This window comes from Erwinia persicina NBRC 102418 (genome assembly GCF_001571305.1).
In the GTDB taxonomy this organism is placed as follows: domain Bacteria; phylum Pseudomonadota; class Gammaproteobacteria; order Enterobacterales; family Enterobacteriaceae; genus Erwinia; species Erwinia persicina.
In genome coordinates this window covers 188933-207307 of record NZ_BCTN01000005.1, presented here as the reverse complement: position 1 = coordinate 207307, position 18375 = coordinate 188933, and the positions used below count along the sequence as shown (strand labels likewise).

General features: G+C 53.9%; 15 protein-coding genes and 1 pseudogene. 9 read left to right on the top strand and 7 right to left on the bottom strand.

The window, feature by feature from the left end; all coding sequences use genetic code 11:
- Positions 1 to 32 precede the first annotated feature (32 nt).
- The 4 genes from pstB (at position 33) to EPE01S_RS07915 (ending at position 3924) form a co-directional block, all read left to right on the top strand.
- Positions 33 to 800 carry a phosphate ABC transporter ATP-binding protein PstB gene (gene pstB / locus EPE01S_RS07930; RefSeq protein WP_062744092.1) on the top strand — a complete coding sequence of 256 codons (768 nt, stop codon included), beginning with the start codon at positions 33 to 35 and terminating at the stop codon, positions 798 to 800.
- A 17-nt stretch (positions 801 to 817) separates the two neighbouring features.
- Complete coding sequence (gene phoU / locus EPE01S_RS07925; protein ID WP_062744091.1) at positions 818 to 1555, top strand: phosphate signaling complex protein PhoU; 738 nt, start codon at positions 818 to 820, stop codon at positions 1553 to 1555.
- Between the two features lie 135 nt (positions 1556 to 1690).
- The gene (locus EPE01S_RS07920) at positions 1691 to 2929 is read left to right on the top strand and encodes an MFS transporter (protein WP_062744090.1); all 1239 of its coding nucleotides are present in this window, start codon (positions 1691 to 1693) and stop codon (positions 2927 to 2929) included.
- Positions 2930 to 3450: 521 nt separating this feature from the next.
- Entirely contained in the window at positions 3451 to 3924 is a 474-nt protein-coding gene (locus EPE01S_RS07915; RefSeq protein ID WP_062744089.1) for a transcription termination/antitermination NusG family protein, read from the top strand.
- Between the two features lie 538 nt (positions 3925 to 4462).
- Here the strand turns inward: EPE01S_RS07915 and yieH are convergent.
- On the bottom strand, positions 4463 to 5125 hold the full coding sequence (gene yieH, locus EPE01S_RS07905) for a 6-phosphogluconate phosphatase (RefSeq protein ID WP_062744087.1): 663 nt from the start codon (positions 5123 to 5125) through the stop codon (positions 4463 to 4465).
- A gap of 245 nt (positions 5126 to 5370) precedes the next feature.
- Between yieH and EPE01S_RS07900 the strand changes: the two genes are divergently transcribed.
- A complete protein-coding gene (locus EPE01S_RS07900) occupies positions 5371 to 6684 on the top strand; it encodes an NCS2 family permease (RefSeq protein ID WP_062744086.1) in 1314 nt (437 codons plus the stop codon).
- Positions 6685 to 6724: 40 nt separating this feature from the next.
- Here EPE01S_RS07900 and EPE01S_RS07895 read toward each other — a convergent pair whose 3' ends face one another.
- The 6 genes and pseudogenes from EPE01S_RS07895 to rpmH all read right to left on the bottom strand — a co-directional run bounded on the left by EPE01S_RS07895 (position 6725) and on the right by rpmH (position 11504).
- Complete coding sequence (locus EPE01S_RS07895; protein ID WP_062744085.1) at positions 6725 to 7474, bottom strand: 4'-phosphopantetheinyl transferase family protein; 750 nt, start codon at positions 7472 to 7474, stop codon at positions 6725 to 6727.
- Between the two features lie 156 nt (positions 7475 to 7630).
- Positions 7631 to 8995 (bottom strand): tRNA uridine-5-carboxymethylaminomethyl(34) synthesis GTPase MnmE, encoded by a 1365-nt coding sequence (gene mnmE, locus EPE01S_RS07890; RefSeq protein WP_062744140.1) that lies wholly within the window; start codon positions 8993 to 8995, stop codon positions 7631 to 7633.
- A 120-nt stretch (positions 8996 to 9115) separates the two neighbouring features.
- Positions 9116 to 10762, bottom strand: coding sequence for a membrane protein insertase YidC (yidC, locus tag EPE01S_RS07885; protein ID WP_062744084.1), 1647 nt, complete (start codon positions 10760 to 10762; stop codon positions 9116 to 9118).
- A 2-nt stretch (positions 10763 to 10764) separates the two neighbouring features.
- Positions 10765 to 11023, bottom strand: a pseudogene (yidD, locus tag EPE01S_RS22835) (membrane protein insertion efficiency factor YidD).
- Positions 10987 to 11346 (bottom strand): ribonuclease P protein component, encoded by a 360-nt coding sequence (rnpA, locus tag EPE01S_RS07880; RefSeq protein WP_062744083.1) that lies wholly within the window; start codon positions 11344 to 11346, stop codon positions 10987 to 10989. Before rnpA ends, yidD begins: the two are co-directional and overlap by 37 nt.
- A gap of 17 nt (positions 11347 to 11363) precedes the next feature.
- Positions 11364 to 11504 carry a 50S ribosomal protein L34 gene (rpmH, locus tag EPE01S_RS22830; protein ID WP_003023858.1) on the bottom strand — a complete coding sequence of 47 codons (141 nt, stop codon included), beginning with the start codon at positions 11502 to 11504 and terminating at the stop codon, positions 11364 to 11366.
- A gap of 635 nt (positions 11505 to 12139) precedes the next feature.
- Here rpmH and dnaA point away from each other — a divergent pair.
- The 4 genes from dnaA to gyrB all read left to right on the top strand — a co-directional run bounded on the left by dnaA (position 12140) and on the right by gyrB (position 18333).
- Positions 12140 to 13531, top strand: coding sequence for a chromosomal replication initiator protein DnaA (dnaA, locus tag EPE01S_RS07875; protein WP_062744139.1), 1392 nt, complete (start codon positions 12140 to 12142; stop codon positions 13529 to 13531).
- 2 nt (positions 13532 to 13533) lie between these two features.
- Positions 13534 to 14634, top strand: coding sequence for a DNA polymerase III subunit beta (dnaN, locus tag EPE01S_RS07870; protein WP_062744082.1), 1101 nt, complete (start codon positions 13534 to 13536; stop codon positions 14632 to 14634).
- A 187-nt stretch (positions 14635 to 14821) separates the two neighbouring features.
- Positions 14822 to 15907 (top strand): DNA replication/repair protein RecF, encoded by a 1086-nt coding sequence (gene recF / locus EPE01S_RS07865; protein WP_062744081.1) that lies wholly within the window; start codon positions 14822 to 14824, stop codon positions 15905 to 15907.
- Positions 15908 to 15924: 17 nt separating this feature from the next.
- Positions 15925 to 18333 (top strand): DNA topoisomerase (ATP-hydrolyzing) subunit B, encoded by a 2409-nt coding sequence (gene gyrB / locus EPE01S_RS07860; RefSeq protein ID WP_062744080.1) that lies wholly within the window; start codon positions 15925 to 15927, stop codon positions 18331 to 18333.
- The last annotated feature ends 42 nt before the right edge of the window (positions 18334 to 18375 follow it).

Below are 18375 nucleotides of genomic sequence, written 5' to 3'. Positions count from 1 at the left end.
GGCGGTAGCGGCGCGGACTGAGTGAGATAAAAATGATTAATACTTCCGCTAAGATGATTCAGGTTCGTGATTTGAACTTCTATTACGGAAAATTCCATGCGCTGAAAAACATCAATCTGGATATTGCGAAAAACCAGGTGACGGCGTTTATCGGCCCATCAGGCTGCGGTAAATCCACCCTGCTGCGCACCTTTAACAAGATGTTTTCACTTTATCCTGAGCAGCGTGCTGAAGGTGAGATCCTGCTGGATGGTGAAAATATTCTGACCGCCAGCCAGGACATTGCCCTGCTGCGTGCCCGCGTCGGGATGGTATTCCAGAAGCCGACACCGTTCCCGATGTCGATTTATGACAATATTGCCTTCGGCGTGCGTCTGTTTGAAAAGCTGTCCCGTGCCGACATGGACGAACGCGTGCAGTGGGCGCTGACCAAAGCCGCGCTGTGGACCGAAACCAAAGACAAGCTGCATCAGAGCGGCTACAGTCTTTCCGGTGGACAGCAGCAGCGTTTGTGCATTGCCCGTGGTATTGCCATTCGCCCCGAGGTTTTATTGCTGGACGAACCCTGCTCTGCGCTGGATCCGATTTCAACCGGGCGAATTGAAGAGCTGATTACAGAGCTGAAACAGGATTACACCGTGGTGATCGTGACGCACAATATGCAGCAGGCCGCGCGCTGCTCTGATCACACCGCGTTTATGTACCTCGGCGAACTGATTGAATTTAGCGATACCGACACGCTGTTCACCAAGCCGCATCAGAAGCAAACTGAAGATTACATCACCGGCCGCTACGGTTGAGTTGACTGGAGAATACAATGGATAGCTTGAATCTGAACAAACACATCTCCGGCCAGTTTAACGCCGAGTTGGAGCACATCCGCACCCAGGTGATGACCATGGGCGGCATGGTTGAGCAGCAGCTGACGGATGCCATCACTGCGATGCACAACCAGGATGGCGAGCTGGCGAATAAAGTGATTGAAGGCGATCACAAGGTCAACATGATGGAAGTGGAGATTGATGAAGCCTGCGTGCGCATCATCGCCAAACGTCAGCCGACCGCCAGCGATTTACGTCTGGTGATGGCAATCATCAAAACTATCTCCGAGCTGGAACGTATCGGTGATGTGGCCGAGAAGATTTGTCGTACCGCGTTGGAGAAGTTCACGCAGCAGCACCAGCCGCTGCTGGTGAGCCTGGAGTCGATGGGCCATCACACGATCCAGATGCTGCACGACGTACTGGACGCCTTCGCGCGTATGGATCTCAATGCGGCGGTAGAAATCTATCGTGAAGATAAGAAAGTTGACCAGGAGTATGAGGGCATCGTCCGTCAGCTGATGACCTATATGATGGAAGACCCGCGCACCATCCCCAGCGTGCTGACGGCGCTGTTCTGCGCCCGTGCTATCGAGCGCATCGGTGACCGCTGCCAGAACATTTGTGAAATTATCTTCTACTTCGTGAAAGGCCAGGATTTCCGTCACGTCGGTGGTGACCAGCTGGATAAACTGCTGACCGGTGACGACAGCGGCGAAAATAATCCCGGTTAAGATCTGCTGAGGCGTGCCCGGATTGCGGCACGCCTTACCTCCCCCCTGCATTCACCTCATTACTTTTTCGTCTGGATACCGCGCACCGTCCTACTTATACTTGCGGCAAAATTCTTATGAAAAGGTCAGTAAAGCATGTCAGTTTCCTCCCCGGATAAACGCAGCGTTACGCCAGGAAAGGCGATGGTTGCTGCGGTCAGCGGCTATGCAATGGACGGTTTTGATCTGCTGATCCTCGGCTTTATGCTGCCTGCGATCAGCCTGTCTCTGGCGTTAAACCCTTCACAGGCCGGTTCGCTGGTGACCTGGACCCTAATCGGTGCAGTGCTGGGGGGCATTATTTTTGGCCATATCAGCGATCGGTTTGGCCGTATCCGCGTCCTGACGTTCACTATTTTGATGTTTTCTGTCTTTACCGGGCTGTGCGCGGTGGCGCAGGGATACTGGGATCTGCTGGCTTACCGTACCCTGGCCGGAATGGGGCTGGGCGGTGAGTTCGGCATCGGCATGGCACTGATTGCCGAGGTCTGGCCTGCTAATAAGCGCAACCGTGCCTCGGCGTGGGTCGGCATGGGCTGGCAGCTGGGCGTACTGATGGCGGCATTTATCACCCCGCTTCTGCTGGATATTATCGGCTGGCGCGGTATGTTTCTGGTCGGGCTCCTGCCTGCGCTGGCATCGTTTGTTATTCGCCGCGGTATGGGGGAGCCGGATGCCTTCACCGAACATGTGGACGTCAATCAGGGGCTGTCATTCTCTGCCCGTATTAAGCTGCTGTTTGCCGATGTGGCGACCACAAAAGCCAGCATCGGCATTTTCATCCTCTGTTCAGTACAAAACTTTGGTTACTATGGCCTGATGATCTGGATGCCAAGCTACCTCTCCACGACGTTTGGCTTTTCCCTGACCAAATCCGGGCTGTGGACGGCGGTAACGGTAGTCGGTATGACCTTCGGTATCTGGCTGTTTGGCCTGCTGGCCGATCGCTTTGCGCGCTGGAAAATTTTCCTGATCTATCAGGTCGGTGCCGTGGTGATGGTGGTGGTGTATGCCCAGTTGCAAGACCCAGCGGTAATGCTCTTTACCGGCGCACTGATGGGGATGTTTGTTAACGGGATGATAGGTGGCTATGGTGCGCTCATCTCGGATACCTATCCGGTAAAAGTCCGCGCCACGGCGCAGAACGTTCTGTTTAATCTGGGGCGGGGCGTGGGGGGCTTTGGTCCGCTGGTGATTGGCCTGCTGGTGAGCCAGTGGTCGTTTGCTGCTGCGATTACGCTGCTGGCCCTGATCTACGTGCTGGATATCGTTGCCACGCTGTTCCTGCTGCCGAAAAAGCAGAGCAATGACGATGTTCTGGGGGCGATAGGCTGACCGACCGTCGTCCTGTGCGGGAGTCACCGCGCAGGACGACAAAGACAATACGCCCGCGTCATCCTTTTCTCTGCGATCGTATTATTGAGTACACCGACCTGATCTGACCCGTTCTTCTCCTCCTTCTGTGTAATGTTTACAAATAAAAACATTACAACAAACATGGCGCATAATTAATTTTTGCGATTTATTATTTTTTATATAACTGGCCATATGGGTGATCAGGTCGCTTTTATCAGTGTTATGCATATAAAATATCGATAAATTATTCCCATTAACGCTTTTTGAACATTTATTGTTGTTTACAGCCTAAAAGAAACTGGTTAACGTTACCCCCCGCAAGGTGGCAGACTGTTTTCAGCGAAGGGGCGATCTCTGCCCGCATCCTCCTGAGATATAGCCGTTATTCACCATCACTATTAAAAATATTTTTGTACTCTGTCTTGCCATGATAATGGTCAGGTTTTGGCGGAGCCTGCCTGCTGATATTGCTGGGGCAGGATAATGAAGGAACAGGCTGCATGACAGTAAGTGGTTGGTATTTAATTTTTTGTAAGTATGGACGCATGGAACAGGCTGAGGAGTCGCTGGAAAAAATAGGAGCTACCACCTTTTGTCCGATGATGACGCGCAAAAAAAATGGCGCAGGTTCTCAACACATCAGGGCCAGCGTTGAGCCGATGTTTCCTCCTTATCTGTTCGTTAACATTGACGCTGACCTCATCAATACCGCCAGGATAAATGCCTTGCCAGGGGTCAGTTATATAGTCAAGTTTGGCCGTGAACCCCGGCCCTTACCGCAAAGCCTGATTGAAGCATTGATGAGAAGAGCCTTTAACAATAATAGCTTGCCTGTCAGTCAGATTAAAAAAGACCATAATCTGATGAAAATGGAAGAAAGACTGCAAAAAATAAAAGATGGCAACAGTTATGGGTTACTCTCTTTTTTGCATGAAATGATTATGTCAGAAATAAGGCTGAACCGTGTCGAATAATTAAAATAATATTCATATTATATCGGTGTGTTAATACTGTTGATTGTTTTTTTTATTCATTTCGTGATGCTTTTTAGACGCCAGGTAAAAGGAGGATCTGATAGATATGAGAATAAAAAAAACACCGGTAGCGCAAAAAAAATGTCAAATGCTACATCAGTTATCGTTAATTTGTAGCGAGATTGACGCCAGACGGGGAGAGGGAGGGGCCTTACAGCAGCCGGAGGTTTGGCCTAAAACCCGGGATTTAGCGGACAGCTGCGGTGAGAGCATTTATATTACCCGCACTCTGCTTCTCCAACTGGTAGCCGAGGGAAAAGTGATTAAACACTCTTCCCTGCTGTTGAAGTCACTGCGTTGGTATATCAACAAAAATAACAGCGCTTAGTTTTTTACCCCTGATGAGCATCACCTGAACAACGGGTGGAACAGTCTGCCAGGGCTAACACTCCGGAGTAGTAACGCGGGCCAGGCTGATGGTGTTCGGCCGCGTGACGATGAAAAATACAGGAGTGTCCGATCATTCGCGTGACTGTACTCAGCGGGTCAGTTGCCAGCCGCGCGCCTGCCACAGCCCGGGTAGCTGTGCCATATCGTTAAATACCGTTACTAGCGGATGATCGAGGGGCGGGTTATGGGCATCGACGCAGTAATAGAATACCGGGATCCCGGCCGCAATGCCGGCCTTTGCCCCGGCTTCAGAGTCATCCACCAGGATGCAGTGCTCAATCGCGACCCCCATCTCCCGGGCTGCATGGAACATCAGCGCCGGTTCTGGCTTCCAGTGTCCGATATCGTAACCACTGTACAGGCGATCGCCGAAGAAGGTGCGCATCCCGGTCAGACCAAGCGAATGTTCCATTTTGGGAACCGTACCGTTGGAGACAACACACATCGGCACGCTCACTTTTTCCAGTAAGGCTTTAGCTCCCGCAATCGGTTTCAGTTCACGTTCAAACAGACGGGCCACTTCCCGGCGATAGGCGGGTTCAAGTACCTCCACAGAGGCCGTGAGCTGATGCTGCTGGCAGACGTCGGCGATGATGTCATACAGCTTCACGCCTTTGTATTTCTCGAACATCTCCTGCAACGACAGCGTGACACCAAACTCCGCGAAGGTGTTGACGTATGCCTGAGTACAGAGCATTTCACTGTCGACCAGCGTACCGTCACAATCAAAAAAAATGCATTCCACTGACATCCTGCTTCCTTATAAGTTCTGATGGGCTGATAACGGATAGTAACGTGAAGGCGGGGGACATTTCGATTATTGATCGTACCTCTCCTGTTTTTCACGGTCAGCAGCGTCAATTCCGGTTAACGGTAGTGATCAGACGATAAAAACAGCGCAATCGGTTGCGAAAAAACCGCGTGATCAATATCCCAACGTCTGAATTTTGGGGTAGGATATCGGCCGACAACTTTTCTCCGTTCTGGAAACACATAATGACGAATCCCGGTCTGTTACAACGGATTTTTAAATTGCAGGAGCATGGCACCACCGTACGTACTGAGGTGATTGCTGGTTTCACTACGTTCCTGACGATGGTCTACATCGTTTTTGTTAACCCCCAGATTCTGGGCGTGGCAGGCATGGATACTCAGGCCGTCTTTGTGACGACCTGTCTGATTGCCGCCTTTGGCAGTATTTTGATGGGCCTGGTGGCGAATCTGCCGGTTGCACTGGCTCCGGCAATGGGTCTGAACGCCTTCTTTGCCTTTGTGGTGGTTGGTGCGATGGGTATTTCATGGCAGATCGGTATGGGGGCGATTTTCTGGGGCGCTGTTGGCCTGCTGCTGCTGACGATTTTCCGTGTGCGCTACTGGATGATCGCCAATATCCCGTTGAGCCTGCGAGTGGGGATCACCGCCGGTATTGGCCTGTTTATCGCCATGATGGGGCTGAAAAATGCAGGCATCATTGTGGCCAATGAAGCGACGCTGGTGTCGGTGGGCAACCTCACCTCTCACAGCGTGCTGCTGGGTGCGCTGGGCTTCTTTATTATCGCTATTCTCGCCTCACGCAATATCCATGCTGCGGTGCTGGTGTCGATCGTGGTGACTACTGGTATTGGCCTGGCCATCGGTGACGTGAAGTACACGGGGATCTTTTCTGCGCCACCGGCGGTGACCTCGGTGCTGGGGCAGGTCAACCTGAAGGATTCGCTTAACATCGGTATGGCAGGGATTATCTTCTCCTTTATGCTGGTAAACCTGTTTGACTCCTCCGGGACGCTGATTGGCGTAACTGATAAAGCAGGCCTGACTGATGAGAACGGTAAGTTTCCCCGTATGAAACAGGCGCTGTACGTCGACAGCATCAGTTCCGTCGCCGGTTCCTTTATCGGCACCTCTTCCGTCACCGCCTATATCGAAAGCTCATCCGGTGTTTCTGTCGGCGGCCGCACGGGATTAATGGCGGTAGTGACCGGTGTCCTGTTCCTGCTGGTGATGTTCCTGTCACCGCTGGCAGGCATGGTGCCTGCTTACGCGGCAGCGGGTGCGCTGATTTATGTGGGGGTTCTGATGACCTCCAGTCTGTCGCGCGTAAAATGGGATGATCTGACCGAAGCGGTACCGGCATTTGTTACTGCGGCAATGATGCCGTTCAGTTTCTCAATTACGGAAGGGATTGCTCTGGGCTTTATCTCTTACTGCGTGATGAAGCTGGGAACCGGTCGCTGGCGTGAAATCAGCCCGTGCGTGGTGGTGGTGGCACTACTGTTTGTCCTGAAAATTGCCTTCGTCGACGCACATTAATCTGGCTGACGGGGAGCGGAAACGCGACCCGTCATCTCTGTCAGGAGTAGTTGAGCTGTTTTTCTGTCGGTATGCTCGTCAGACGTAACGTACGTGGCCCCAGATTCTGAGCACTGATGTTCAAATCGCGTAACGATTCCCACCCTTCATTCTCGTTATATTCCCACAGGCGCAATCTGTCTGTCCCTGGCGATAATGCACAGGACCAGACCAGTAACGGCTCAACATCACACAAGGCGTGAATATCAGGCCAGGTCACCGAGCGCATTCGTCCGGAGGCCGGGTGTAAACGCAGAGAACTGCTCCCATCTTGCCCTTCACCTTCACCGGTGAGCTTAAGGATGCTCTGGCGCAGCGTCCAGAGTTGCGTTGAAGCTTCAATAGCATCGTTTTGGGCGTTAATCCACGCCTTCTCACCGGAGGAGAGGCACTTGAAATGGTACTCCATCGTCTGGCGACTGTGCGCACGAACAATTTCCATATCCAGCCCGGCCCGTCCGCCTTCTTCCGCCAGCACCACGCCAACCATACTGCCGGCATAGGCAAAGCTGAAATCCGGCAGGTCTGGGTCGGCAAAACAGGGGCGTCCGTTGGCCGTGGTGATCAACTCCGGAAGCGTGGGCATCCCATATACGCGTTGCATTAGCTCTGCCAGCAAGGTACGGGCAGCCAGATAACGAGCGCGCCGTTTCTCAGAGAATCGGTTAGCGTGCTCTACTATTTGCAGTGGGAGTCGGTGTACCCGGGTTCGTGTGTGGGCGAGAGCCCAACGTGCAAAATGACTTGCCATCTGTCGCTCCGTGAAAATGGTCGGATAATCATCGCTGTTATTGTAAGAATATTCTTATCAAATTACACCTGAGAATCCATTCTCAGGGTCTTTTTAGGACTATTGTCACTCTTTATGGACAGATTGCTGGTGCAATAGAGCGATTTTGCAGATGCGTTACTTCCCGATACAGAAACTTGAGAAAATACGCCCCAGCAGATCATCGGAGCTGAACTCTCCCGTGATCTCACTCAGCGACTGCTGCGCCAGCCGCAGCTCTTCTGCCAGTAATTCACCCGCCCATGCACCTAGTAGCTGGTCTTTGCCCTGCTGTAAGTGAGTGGCTGCTAACTCAAGTGCCTGCAGATGGCGACGACGGGCCAGAAAGCCGCCTTCCATATTGCCTGAGAAACCCATGCTCTGTTTCAGGTGGTCACGCAGTACGTCTATGCCATCACCGGTCCGGGCAGAAAGGCGAATAAGTGAGTGACCATTTACTTCCTCAATCCCCAGCACCTCGCCGGTCATGTCCGCTTTATTACGTACAACCGTAATCGGTAACGCTGGCGGTAAACGGGCGATAAAGTCTGGCCAGATAGCGGCGGGCTCTGTTTCGCCGGTGGTAGTGCCATCGACCATAAACAGCACCCGGTCGGCCTGTTCAATCTCATTCCAGGCTCGTTCGATGCCGATGCGCTCAACTTCGTCACCGGCTTCGCGCAGTCCTGCGGTATCAATAATATGCAGCGGCATGCCGTCTATATGAATATGCTCACGCAGCACATCGCGGGTTGTCCCGGCAATATCGGTGACGATCGCCGCTTCGCGTCCGGCCAGTGCGTTCAGCAGGCTGGATTTACCGGCATTAGGGCGGCCGGCAATCACCACTTTCATCCCTTCGCGCAGCAGGCTGCCCTGACGGGCTTCAGCGCGCACACTCTCCAGGTCGGCGATCACCTGATGCAGCTGTGCCTCGATTTTGCCGTCAGAAAGGAAGTCGATCTCCTCGTCCGGAAAGTCGATGGCAGCCTCGACATAGATCCGCAGGTGAGTGAGTGCTTCCACCAGATGATTGACGCGCGCGGAGAAAACGCCCTGCAGCGAGTTGACCGCAGAACGTGCGGCCTGCTCTGAACTGGCATCAATCAGGTCGGCAATCGCCTCTGCCTGGGCCAGGTCCAGCTTGTCATTGAGGAAGGCACGCTCGGAAAACTCCCCCGGGTTAGCGATACGCAGCCCGGGCAGTGTGACAATACGCTTCAGCAGCAGATCGAGGATCACCGGGCCACCGTGGCCCTGCAATTCCAGCACGTCTTCACCGGTAAATGAGTTCGGGCCTGGGAACCACAGTGCGATCCCCTGGTCCAGCGTGCTGCCGTCAGCATCGCGGAAAGGCAGGTAGTCGGCGTAGCGTGGCTTTGGCACTTTGCCCAGTAGCAGCTGCGCGACGTCGGCAGCTTTGCTACCGGAAACACGCAGAATACCGACTCCCCCACGGCCCGGAGGCGTCGCCTGTGCGACGATAGTATCGCTATGGCTCATATTGGATTCTCTTTTTGGAAAAAAAAAGGCGGTCATGATGACCGCCTTAGTGTAAGCATTGTACGTACCGTTAGCACGGGGCTGACCCTCTGTTTCGGTCAGCCCGTAACATCAAACGCGTTACGCTTTTTTCTTGTCGCGGCTGTGCAGACCACGCTTTTCCAGGCCGCGATAAATCAGCTGCTGCTGGAGAATGGTCACCAGGTTACTGACGATGTAGTACAGCACCAGACCTGAAGGGAACCACAGGAAGAACACGGTGAAGATGACCGGCATAAAGGTCATGATCTTCTGCTGCATCGGGTCGGTCACTGTGGTTGGCGACATCTTCTGAATGAAGAACATCGTGATACCCATCAGGATCGGCAGGATGTAGTACGGGTCCTGTGCGGCCAGGTCATGGATCCACAGTGCGAACGGTGCATGACGCAGTTCGACTGAGCCCATCAGCATGTAGTACAGGGCCAGGAAGATTGGCATCTGGATAACCAGCGGCAGACAGCCACCCAGCGGATTCACTTTCTCCGCCTTATACAGCGCCATCATCTCCTGACTCATCTTCTGCTTATCGTCGCCTAAACGCTCACGCATTGCCTGGATCTTTGGCTGCAGCATACGCATTTTCGCCATGGAGGTGTACTGCGCCTTGGTCAGCGGGTACATGATGCCACGAACGATAAAGGTGATAACGATAATCGAGAAGCCCCAGTTACCAATAAAGGTATGCAGGAATTTCAGCAGCTTAAACAGCGGTTGGGAGATAAACCACAGCCAGCCGTAATCCACGGTCAGATCCAGGTGGGGAGCCACGGCCGCCATCTTGTCCTGAATTTCCGGGCCAACCCACAGGGTGGCAGCCAGCTGCTGCTGGGAACCCGGCGCGATGCTCACCGGCGCAGACTTATAGCCAATGGCGGCAATACCGTTACCCAGATTGCTGGTGTACAGCGTGTTGATGCCTGCTGTCTGTGGTACCCATGCGGTCGCGAAATACTGCTGCAGCATCGCCACCCAACCGTTGTTGGTGGTGGTGCTCAGGTTTTCGTTGTCGCTGATTTTGTCGAATTTGTACTTCTCGTAGTTGGTCTCACTGCTGGAGTAAGCCGCACCACGGAACGTGTGCAGAGCAAAGTTGCTGCTGCCGGTATCGCGATGCTTCGGCAGGTCAATAGACTGCTTCAGCTGACCAAACATCGCCACTTCCAGCGGTTGCTGAGAGGCGTTGTTGATCTGATAGTCGACATTAATGGCGTATTCACCGCGCTTCAGTACGAAGGTTTTGGTGTAAGTTGCGCCGTTTTCAGCAGTAAAGGTCAGCGGGATACGCAGTTCACTCTGGCCATCAGCCAGTTCGAAGTGATCCTGAGCTGCGGTATACAGCGGACGTGCGCCGTTCGCCGGGTTATCCGGGCCATTACGACCGGTCAGGCCGCTCTGTGCCTGATACAGGAAGCCTGGCGTGGTTTCCAACAGCTGGAAAGGCTTGTCAGAACCCAGTGAGTCCGGGTATGTCAGCAATAACGCCTGGTCAATATCGCCACCGCGAGTATTGATGTTCAAAGACAGGACATCAGTCTTAACGGTGATCGTTTTGCCCTGTCCGCTGGCAGGGACACCCTGATTGGCGGCGTCACCGGCTGCGCTGTTCGTGTTCTGTGTGGTCTGGGTTTGCAATGGCTGCGGAGCGTGGTCCGTCTGCCAGGCTTGCCAGATCATAAAGGACACGAACAGAAAAGCGATGAGGAAAAGATTGCGTTGCGAATCCATCGTTAATGTTCTCTGGGATCAATGGTTATGTGGCGGCACCGGATCGTCGCCACCCGGGTTTAAGGGGTGGCATTTTAATATGCGTTTCATCGTCAACCAACTCCCTTTTACCATCCCAAACCTGCGCAATGCCTCAATACCGTATTGCGAGCAGGTGGGATGGAAACGGCAGTGGGGTCCTAACAGTGGGCTGATTACGCGTTGATAGACGCGTATCAGCCCGATCAGGACCCGCGAGCCAGGCGACAATGGCGACGCCATAATTTCTCCAACGCTTCCGTCAGTGCCTTATTATCCAGATCGGCAACACCCTTTTTCGCTACGATCACAAAGTCCATCGCGGGCAGTTCATGCTGACGCAGACGAAAGCTTTCGCGGGTCAATCGCTTGATCCGGTTACGTTCGTGGGCACGTTTAACATGTTTTTTTGCGACGGTAAGACCGATGCGGGGATGCCCCAGCGCGTTCAGGCGGCCGAGAATAGTAATTTGCGGCGTGCCAGCCCGTTGTGGCTGCTGGAAGACGAAAGTGAAATGAGTGGGAGTTAACAAACGTAACTCCCTGGGAAATGCGAGCTTAACCACTCAGCGGTTAGCTTTTATTACTTAGAAACGGTCAGACGAGAACGGCCTTTAGCACGACGACGTGCCAGAACCTGACGACCATTTTTATTTGCCATACGAGCACGGAAACCGTGTGAACGGTTGCGCTTCAGTACGGACGGTTGAAAAGTGCGTTTCATGGCGATTTCTACCTAAACTTGGAAAATTTCACTTGGTGACGCGTTATCTGGCCCGAAAAAACGACCGACGCCTCAGTGTGTCTTTAATAAAGAGGCGGGATTGTAATAATTGTACAGTCCAGAGTCAATTTACTTCGCGTGAAAAGCGCGCCTTGATTGCCCGTAGTGACTCACTGTTTCAGCCAAAAGGGCTATGGCGCCACACGCCGGGGCAAGAATTATACGGTGTCGGCTAAAAATCGCAAGGATCGAGCAGGATCTTCTTGCGATCCCGTTACATCAGAGTTGCGGCGATAACGTGACGGCACCATTAAATTTCAACGAATGCAGACGATCCTGAATGCCTTTTGCTCAGGGTGGCGTAAACTTATCCACGCCGTCAGTGCCTGTGGATAAATTGGATCAAAACTGTGTAGAAAGTGAAGATCTCTGCTGCGCTTTACGCTATGATCCGCCCTTCCGCTGACGATCCTCCGGGTCGGATCCTTCCCTGAAAGCATGAAAAATGTCGGGGGACGGGCGGAGTAACCGCGGATAGCGGTTCGCATGTGTCTCATCGGCATGCGTCAACAATGATGAAATTATCGCTTCAGCGCCTTTTATATCTTATCGAATTTTTTCGAGTGGAGTCCGCCGTGTCACTTACGCTTTGGCAACAGTGTCTTGCCCGCCTGCAGGATGAGCTACCTGCCACAGAATTCAGCATGTGGATACGCCCGTTACAGGCCGAACTGAATGACAATACGCTGGCCTTGTATGCACCAAACCGTTTTGTACTCGATTGGGTTCGGGATAAATACCTGAATAATATCAACGCCTTGCTTAATGATTTTTGCGGGGTAAATGTACCGTTGCTGCGGTTTGAGGTGGGCAGTAAGCCCGTCGCGCAGACCATCAGCCAGCCGGTAATGGCCAGTGCTCATGCCAGCACACCGGGTATCATCAGCCGTCCTGCGCCTATGCGTCCCAGTTGGGACAATATGCCGGCACCGGCAGAGCTGTCTTATCGCTCGAATGTGAACACCAAGCATAATTTTGACAACTTCGTTGAGGGTAAATCGAATCAGCTGGCACGTGCGGCGGCACGTCAGGTCGCAGATAACCCCGGCGGAGCCTATAACCCCTTGTTCCTGTATGGCGGTACAGGCCTGGGTAAAACGCACCTGCTGCATGCGGTGGGTAACGGCATTATGGCGCGCAAGCCAAACGCGAAAGTGGTGTATATGCACTCTGAGCGTTTTGTGCAGGATATGGTAAAGGCGTTGCAGAACAACGCCATCGAAGAGTTTAAGCGTTACTATCGTTCGGTCGATGCGCTGCTGATCGATGATATTCAGTTCTTTGCCAATAAAGAGCGTTCGCAGGAAGAGTTTTTCCACACCTTTAATGCGCTGCTGGAAGGTAACCAGCAGATCATTTTGACCTCGGATCGCTATCCTAAAGAGATCAACGGGGTGGAGGATCGTCTGAAATCACGCTTCGGCTGGGGCCTGACGGTGGCGATCGAGCCGCCAGAGCTGGAAACCCGCGTGGCGATCCTGATGAAGAAAGCCGATGAAAATGACATTCGCCTGCCTGGCGAGGTCGCGTTCTTTATTGCCAAACGACTGCGTTCAAACGTACGTGAACTGGAAGGCGCGCTGAACCGCGTGATCGCCAACGCCAACTTTACCGGTCGTGCCATCACCATTGATTTTGTACGTGAAGCGCTACGCGATCTGCTGGCATTGCAGGAGAAGCTGGTCACTATTGATAATATTCAGAAGACGGTCGCTGAATATTATAAAATCAAAGTGGCCGATCTGCTGTCGAAGCGGCGTTCCCGCTCCGTCGCCCGTCCGCGCCAGATGGCGATGGCGATGGCCAAGGAACTGACCAACCACAGCCTGCCGGAAATCGGTGATGCTTTCGGGGGTCGTGACCACACCACGGTGCTACATGCCTGCCGTAAAATCGAGCAGCTGCGTGAAGAAAGTCACGACATTAAAGAAGATTTCTCTAATCTAATCAGAACATTATCTTCCTGACTATGAAATTTATTGTAGAACGTGAGCATTTACTCAAACCCTTACAGCAAGTGAGTAGCCCGTTAGGCGGGCGTCCGACGTTGCCCATTCTCGGTAACCTGCTGCTGCAGGTGACGGAGGGCACGCTGCTGCTGACCGGTACCGATTTAGAAATGGAAATGGTCGCCCGTGTTGCGCTGACGCAGGATCATGAACCGGGTGCCACCACCGTTCCCGCGCGTAAATTCTTTGATATCTGTCGTGGTCTGCCGGAAGGCGCAGAGATCACGGTGATCCTGGACGGTGAGAGAATGCTGGTGCGCTCCGGCCGCAGCCGCTTCTCGCTCTCCACGCTGCCCGCCAGCGACTTCCCGAACCTGGACGACTGGCAGAGCGAGGTGGAATTCACGTTGCCGCAGGCCACGATGAAGCGCCTGATCGAAGCGACACAGTTTTCCATGGCCCATCAGGATGTGCGGTACTACCTGAACGGCATGCTGTTTGAAACCGAAGGCGAAGAGCTGCGCACCGTGGCCACCGACGGTCACCGTCTGGCGGTATGTTCCATGCCGGTCGGACAATCGCTGCCCAGTCATTCGGTGATCGTGCCGCGTAAAGGGGTCATTGAACTGGTACGTCTGCTGGACGGCGGCGATACCCCGTTACAGGTGCAGATTGGCAGTAATAACATCCGGGCTCACGTGGGCGATTTTATCTTCACGTCCAAGCTCGTAGATGGCCGTTTCCCTGATTATCGCCGCGTGTTGCCGAAAAATCCCGATAAAACCCTCGATGCAGGCTGCGATCTGCTGAAACAGGCCTTTGCCCGTGCGGCGATCCTCTCAAATGAGAAGTTCCGCGGCGTTCGCCTCTATATCAGCGAAAATCAGCTGAAAATCACGGCGAATAACCCGGAGCAGGAAGAGGCTGAAGAAATTCTGGATGTCACCTACGGCGGCACCGACCTCGAAATCGGCTTTAACGTCAGCTACGTGCTGGATGTACTGAATGCACTGAAGTGCGAGAATGTGCGTCTGCTGCTGACGGACTCGGTGTCCAGCGTGCAGATCGAAGATGCGGCCAGCCAGTCAGCGGCCTACGTCGTCATGCCGATGAGATTGTAATTTATCGGGCTAACGTGCTTGCCATTCTGGGATGGGGCAGTGCTCAAAATCCTCACGTACTTTGTGTACGCTCCGGTTTTTGCGCGCTGGCCGCACCCAAACTGTCTGCGCCGTTGACGCCCTGTTTTATCGTCAAGAAAAGACATGGCGTGGTTATATCCTCGCCTGTTTTGGGATTTCGTCTGCTATGGCTTTAACCCGCCTGCTTATCAAAGACTTCCGTAATATTGAAAACGCGGACCTGACGCTGGCCCCCGGGTTTAACTTTCTGGTGGGGCCCAATGGCAGCGGTAAAACCAGCGTGCTGGAAGCCATTTATACCCTTGGTCACGGTCGGGCCTTCCGCAGCCTGCAGGCGGGCAGGGTGATCCGTCATGAGCAGGACGCTTTTGTGCTTCACGGGCGCATCGCCGGGAGTGAGCGCGAAGTATCAGTCGGCCTGACCAAAAACCGTGCCGGTGACAGCCGCGTGCGGGTGGACGGCAGCGACGGGCATAAGGTGGCCGAGCTGGCACAGATGCTGCCGATGCAGCTGATTACGCCAGAAGGGTTTACCCTGCTCAACGGTGGACCAAAATACCGTCGGGCCTATATCGACTGGGGGTGTTTTCATAACGAGCCCGGTTTTTTCAGTGCCTGGAGCAACCTTAAGCGGCTGCTCAAGCAGCGTAACGCGGCGCTGCGCCAGGTTTCACGCTATCAGCAAATCCGGGCGTGGGATCAGGAACTGGCTCCGCTGGCCGAGCAGATAAGCCGCTGGCGGGCGGACTATAGCGCAGCGATTGCGGCCGACATTAATGCCACTTGTGCGCAGTTTCTGCCCGAGTTTCAACTCAGCTTCTCTTTCCAGCGTGGCTGGGATAAAGAGAGCGACTATGCCGAGCTGCTCGAACGTAACTTTGAGCGCGATCGTGCACTGACTTACACCGCCAGCGGCCCTCATAAAGCCGATTTCCGCATTCGTGCGGAGGGGACGCCGGTAGAAGATTTGCTGTCACGCGGCCAGTTAAAGCTGCTGATGTGCGCCCTGAGGCTGGCGCAGGGTGAGTTTCTCACCCGACAGAACGGGCGACGTTGCCTGTATCTGATAGATGATTTTGCCTCTGAGCTGGATGAAACGCGCCGCCACCTGCTGGCAGCGCGCTTAAAAGCCACTCAGGCCCAGGTTTTTGTCAGTGCCATTGCACCGGAGCATGTCTTCGATATGACTGACGAAAAGGGCAAGATGTTCAACGTAGAACAAGGTAAAATAGCGGTTCAACCTGAAGATTAAACGAGCGAGAAAAGTTGATGTCGAATTCTTATGACTCCTCCAGTATCAAAGTTCTGAAAGGGCTCGATGCTGTACGCAAACGCCCGGGTATGTATATCGGCGATACGGATGACGGTACCGGTCTGCATCACATGGTATTTGAGGTCGTGGATAACGCCATTGACGAAGCGCTCGCCGGTCACTGTTCCGATATTCTTGTCACTATTCATGCCGATAACTCTGTTTCCGTTGTGGATGATGGCCGTGGTATTCCGACCGGTATTCACGAAGAAGAAGGCATCTCAGCCGCTGAAGTGATCATGACCGTGCTGCACGCCGGCGGTAAGTTCGACGATAACTCTTATAAAGTCTCCGGCGGCCTGCACGGCGTGGGCGTGTCAGTGGTGAACGCCCTGTCGGAAAAACTGGAGCTGACCATTCGTCGCGAAGGGAAAGTTCACCAGCAGACTTACGTCCACGGCGTGCCACAGGCCCCGTTGAGTGTGAGCGGTGAAACTGACCTGACGGGAACGCGCGTGCGTTTCTGGCCCAGCCATCAGACGTTCACTAACGTCGTGGAGTTCGAGTACGAAATTTTGGCAAAGCGCCTGCGTGAGCTGTCGTTCCTGAACTCCGGTGTATCAATCAAGCTGGAAGATAAGCGCGACGGTAAAAGCGACCATTACCACTATGAAGGTGGTATCAAGGCGTTTGTTGAGTACCTCAACAAGAACAAAACCCCGATCCACCCGAATGTGTTCTATTTCTCAACCGAGAAAGACGGCATTGGTGTGGAAGTGGCGCTGCAGTGGAACGATGGTTTCCAGGAAAATATCTACTGCTTTACCAACAACATCCCACAGCGGGATGGGGGCACGCACCTCGTTGGTTTCCGTACCGCGATGACCCGTACCCTGAATGCCTACATGGATAAAGAAGGCTACAGCAAGAAAGCCAAAGTCAGCGCCACCGGTGACGACGCGCGTGAAGGCCTGATTGCTGTGGTGTCGGTGAAAGTGCCGGATCCGAAATTCTCTTCACAGACCAAAGATAAACTGGTCTCTTCTGAAGTGAAAACCGCCGTTGAGCAGCAGATGAACGAGCTGCTGGCAGAATACCTGCTGGAAAACCCGACCGATGCCAAAATCGTCGTCGGTAAAATCATTGATGCGGCCCGCGCCCGTGAAGCGGCCCGTCGTGCACGTGAAATGACCCGCCGTAAAGGCGCGCTGGATCTGGCAGGCCTGCCGGGCAAACTGGCGGACTGCCAGGAGCGTGATCCGGCTCTGTCCGAAATTTACCTGGTGGAAGGGGACTCTGCGGGCGGCTCTGCCAAGCAGGGGCGTAACCGTAAAAACCAGGCCATCCTGCCGCTGAAGGGTAAAATCCTCAACGTCGAGAAGGCGCGCTTTGACAAGATGCTCGCGTCGCAGGAAGTCGCTACGCTGATCACCGCGCTGGGCTGTGGTATCGGTCGTGATGAGTACAACCCCGACAAACTGCGCTATCACAGCATCATTATCATGACCGATGCCGACGTGGATGGCTCGCATATCCGTACCCTGCTGCTGACCTTCTTCTACCGTCAGATGCCAGAAATCATTGAGCGTGGTCATGTCTATATTGCCCAGCCACCGCTGTACAAGGTGAAAAAAGGCAAGCAGGAGCAGTATATTAAAGACGACGATGCGATGGATCAGTACCAGATCGCCATCGCGCTGGACGGTGCCACGCTGCATGCGAACGCCAGCGCCCCGGCCCTTGGCGGTAAGCCACTGGAAGATCTGGTGTCTGAGTTCAACAGCACGCGCAAGATGATCAAGCGCATGGAGCGCCGTTACCCGGTGGCCTTGCTGAATGCGCTGGTCTACAACCCGACCCTGAGCGATTTGACCGCCGAAGCGCCGGTACAGAGCTGGATGGATGTGCTGGTGAAGTATCTGAACGACAACGACCAGCACGGCAGCACCTACAGCGGTCTGGTACGCGAAAATCTGGAGCTGCATATCTTTGAGCCAGTACTGCGTATCAAAACCCACGGCGTGGATACCGATTATCCGCTCGACAGCGAGTTTATGCTCGGCGGCGAATACCGTAAGCTCTGCGCGCTGGGTGAGAAGCTGCGTGGCCTGATCGAAGAAGACGCGTTCATCGAACGTGGCGAGCGTCGTCAGCCGATTGCCAGCTTTGAGCAGGCGATGGAGTGGCTGGTTAAAGAGTCACGCCGTGGCCTGACGGTTCAGCGTTATAAAGGTCTGGGCGAGATGAACCCGGATCAGCTGTGGGAAACCACCATGGATCCGGACAGCCGCCGTATGCTGCGCGTGACCATCAAAGATGCCGTGGCCGCCGACCAGCTGTTCACCACCCTGATGGGGGATGCGGTAGAGCCCCGTCGTGCCTTTATTGAAGAGAACGCCCTGCGCGCGGCAAACATCGATATCTGATGCCAGGCGTGACCGCTTAACGGTCGTTCCACTGTAAATAGC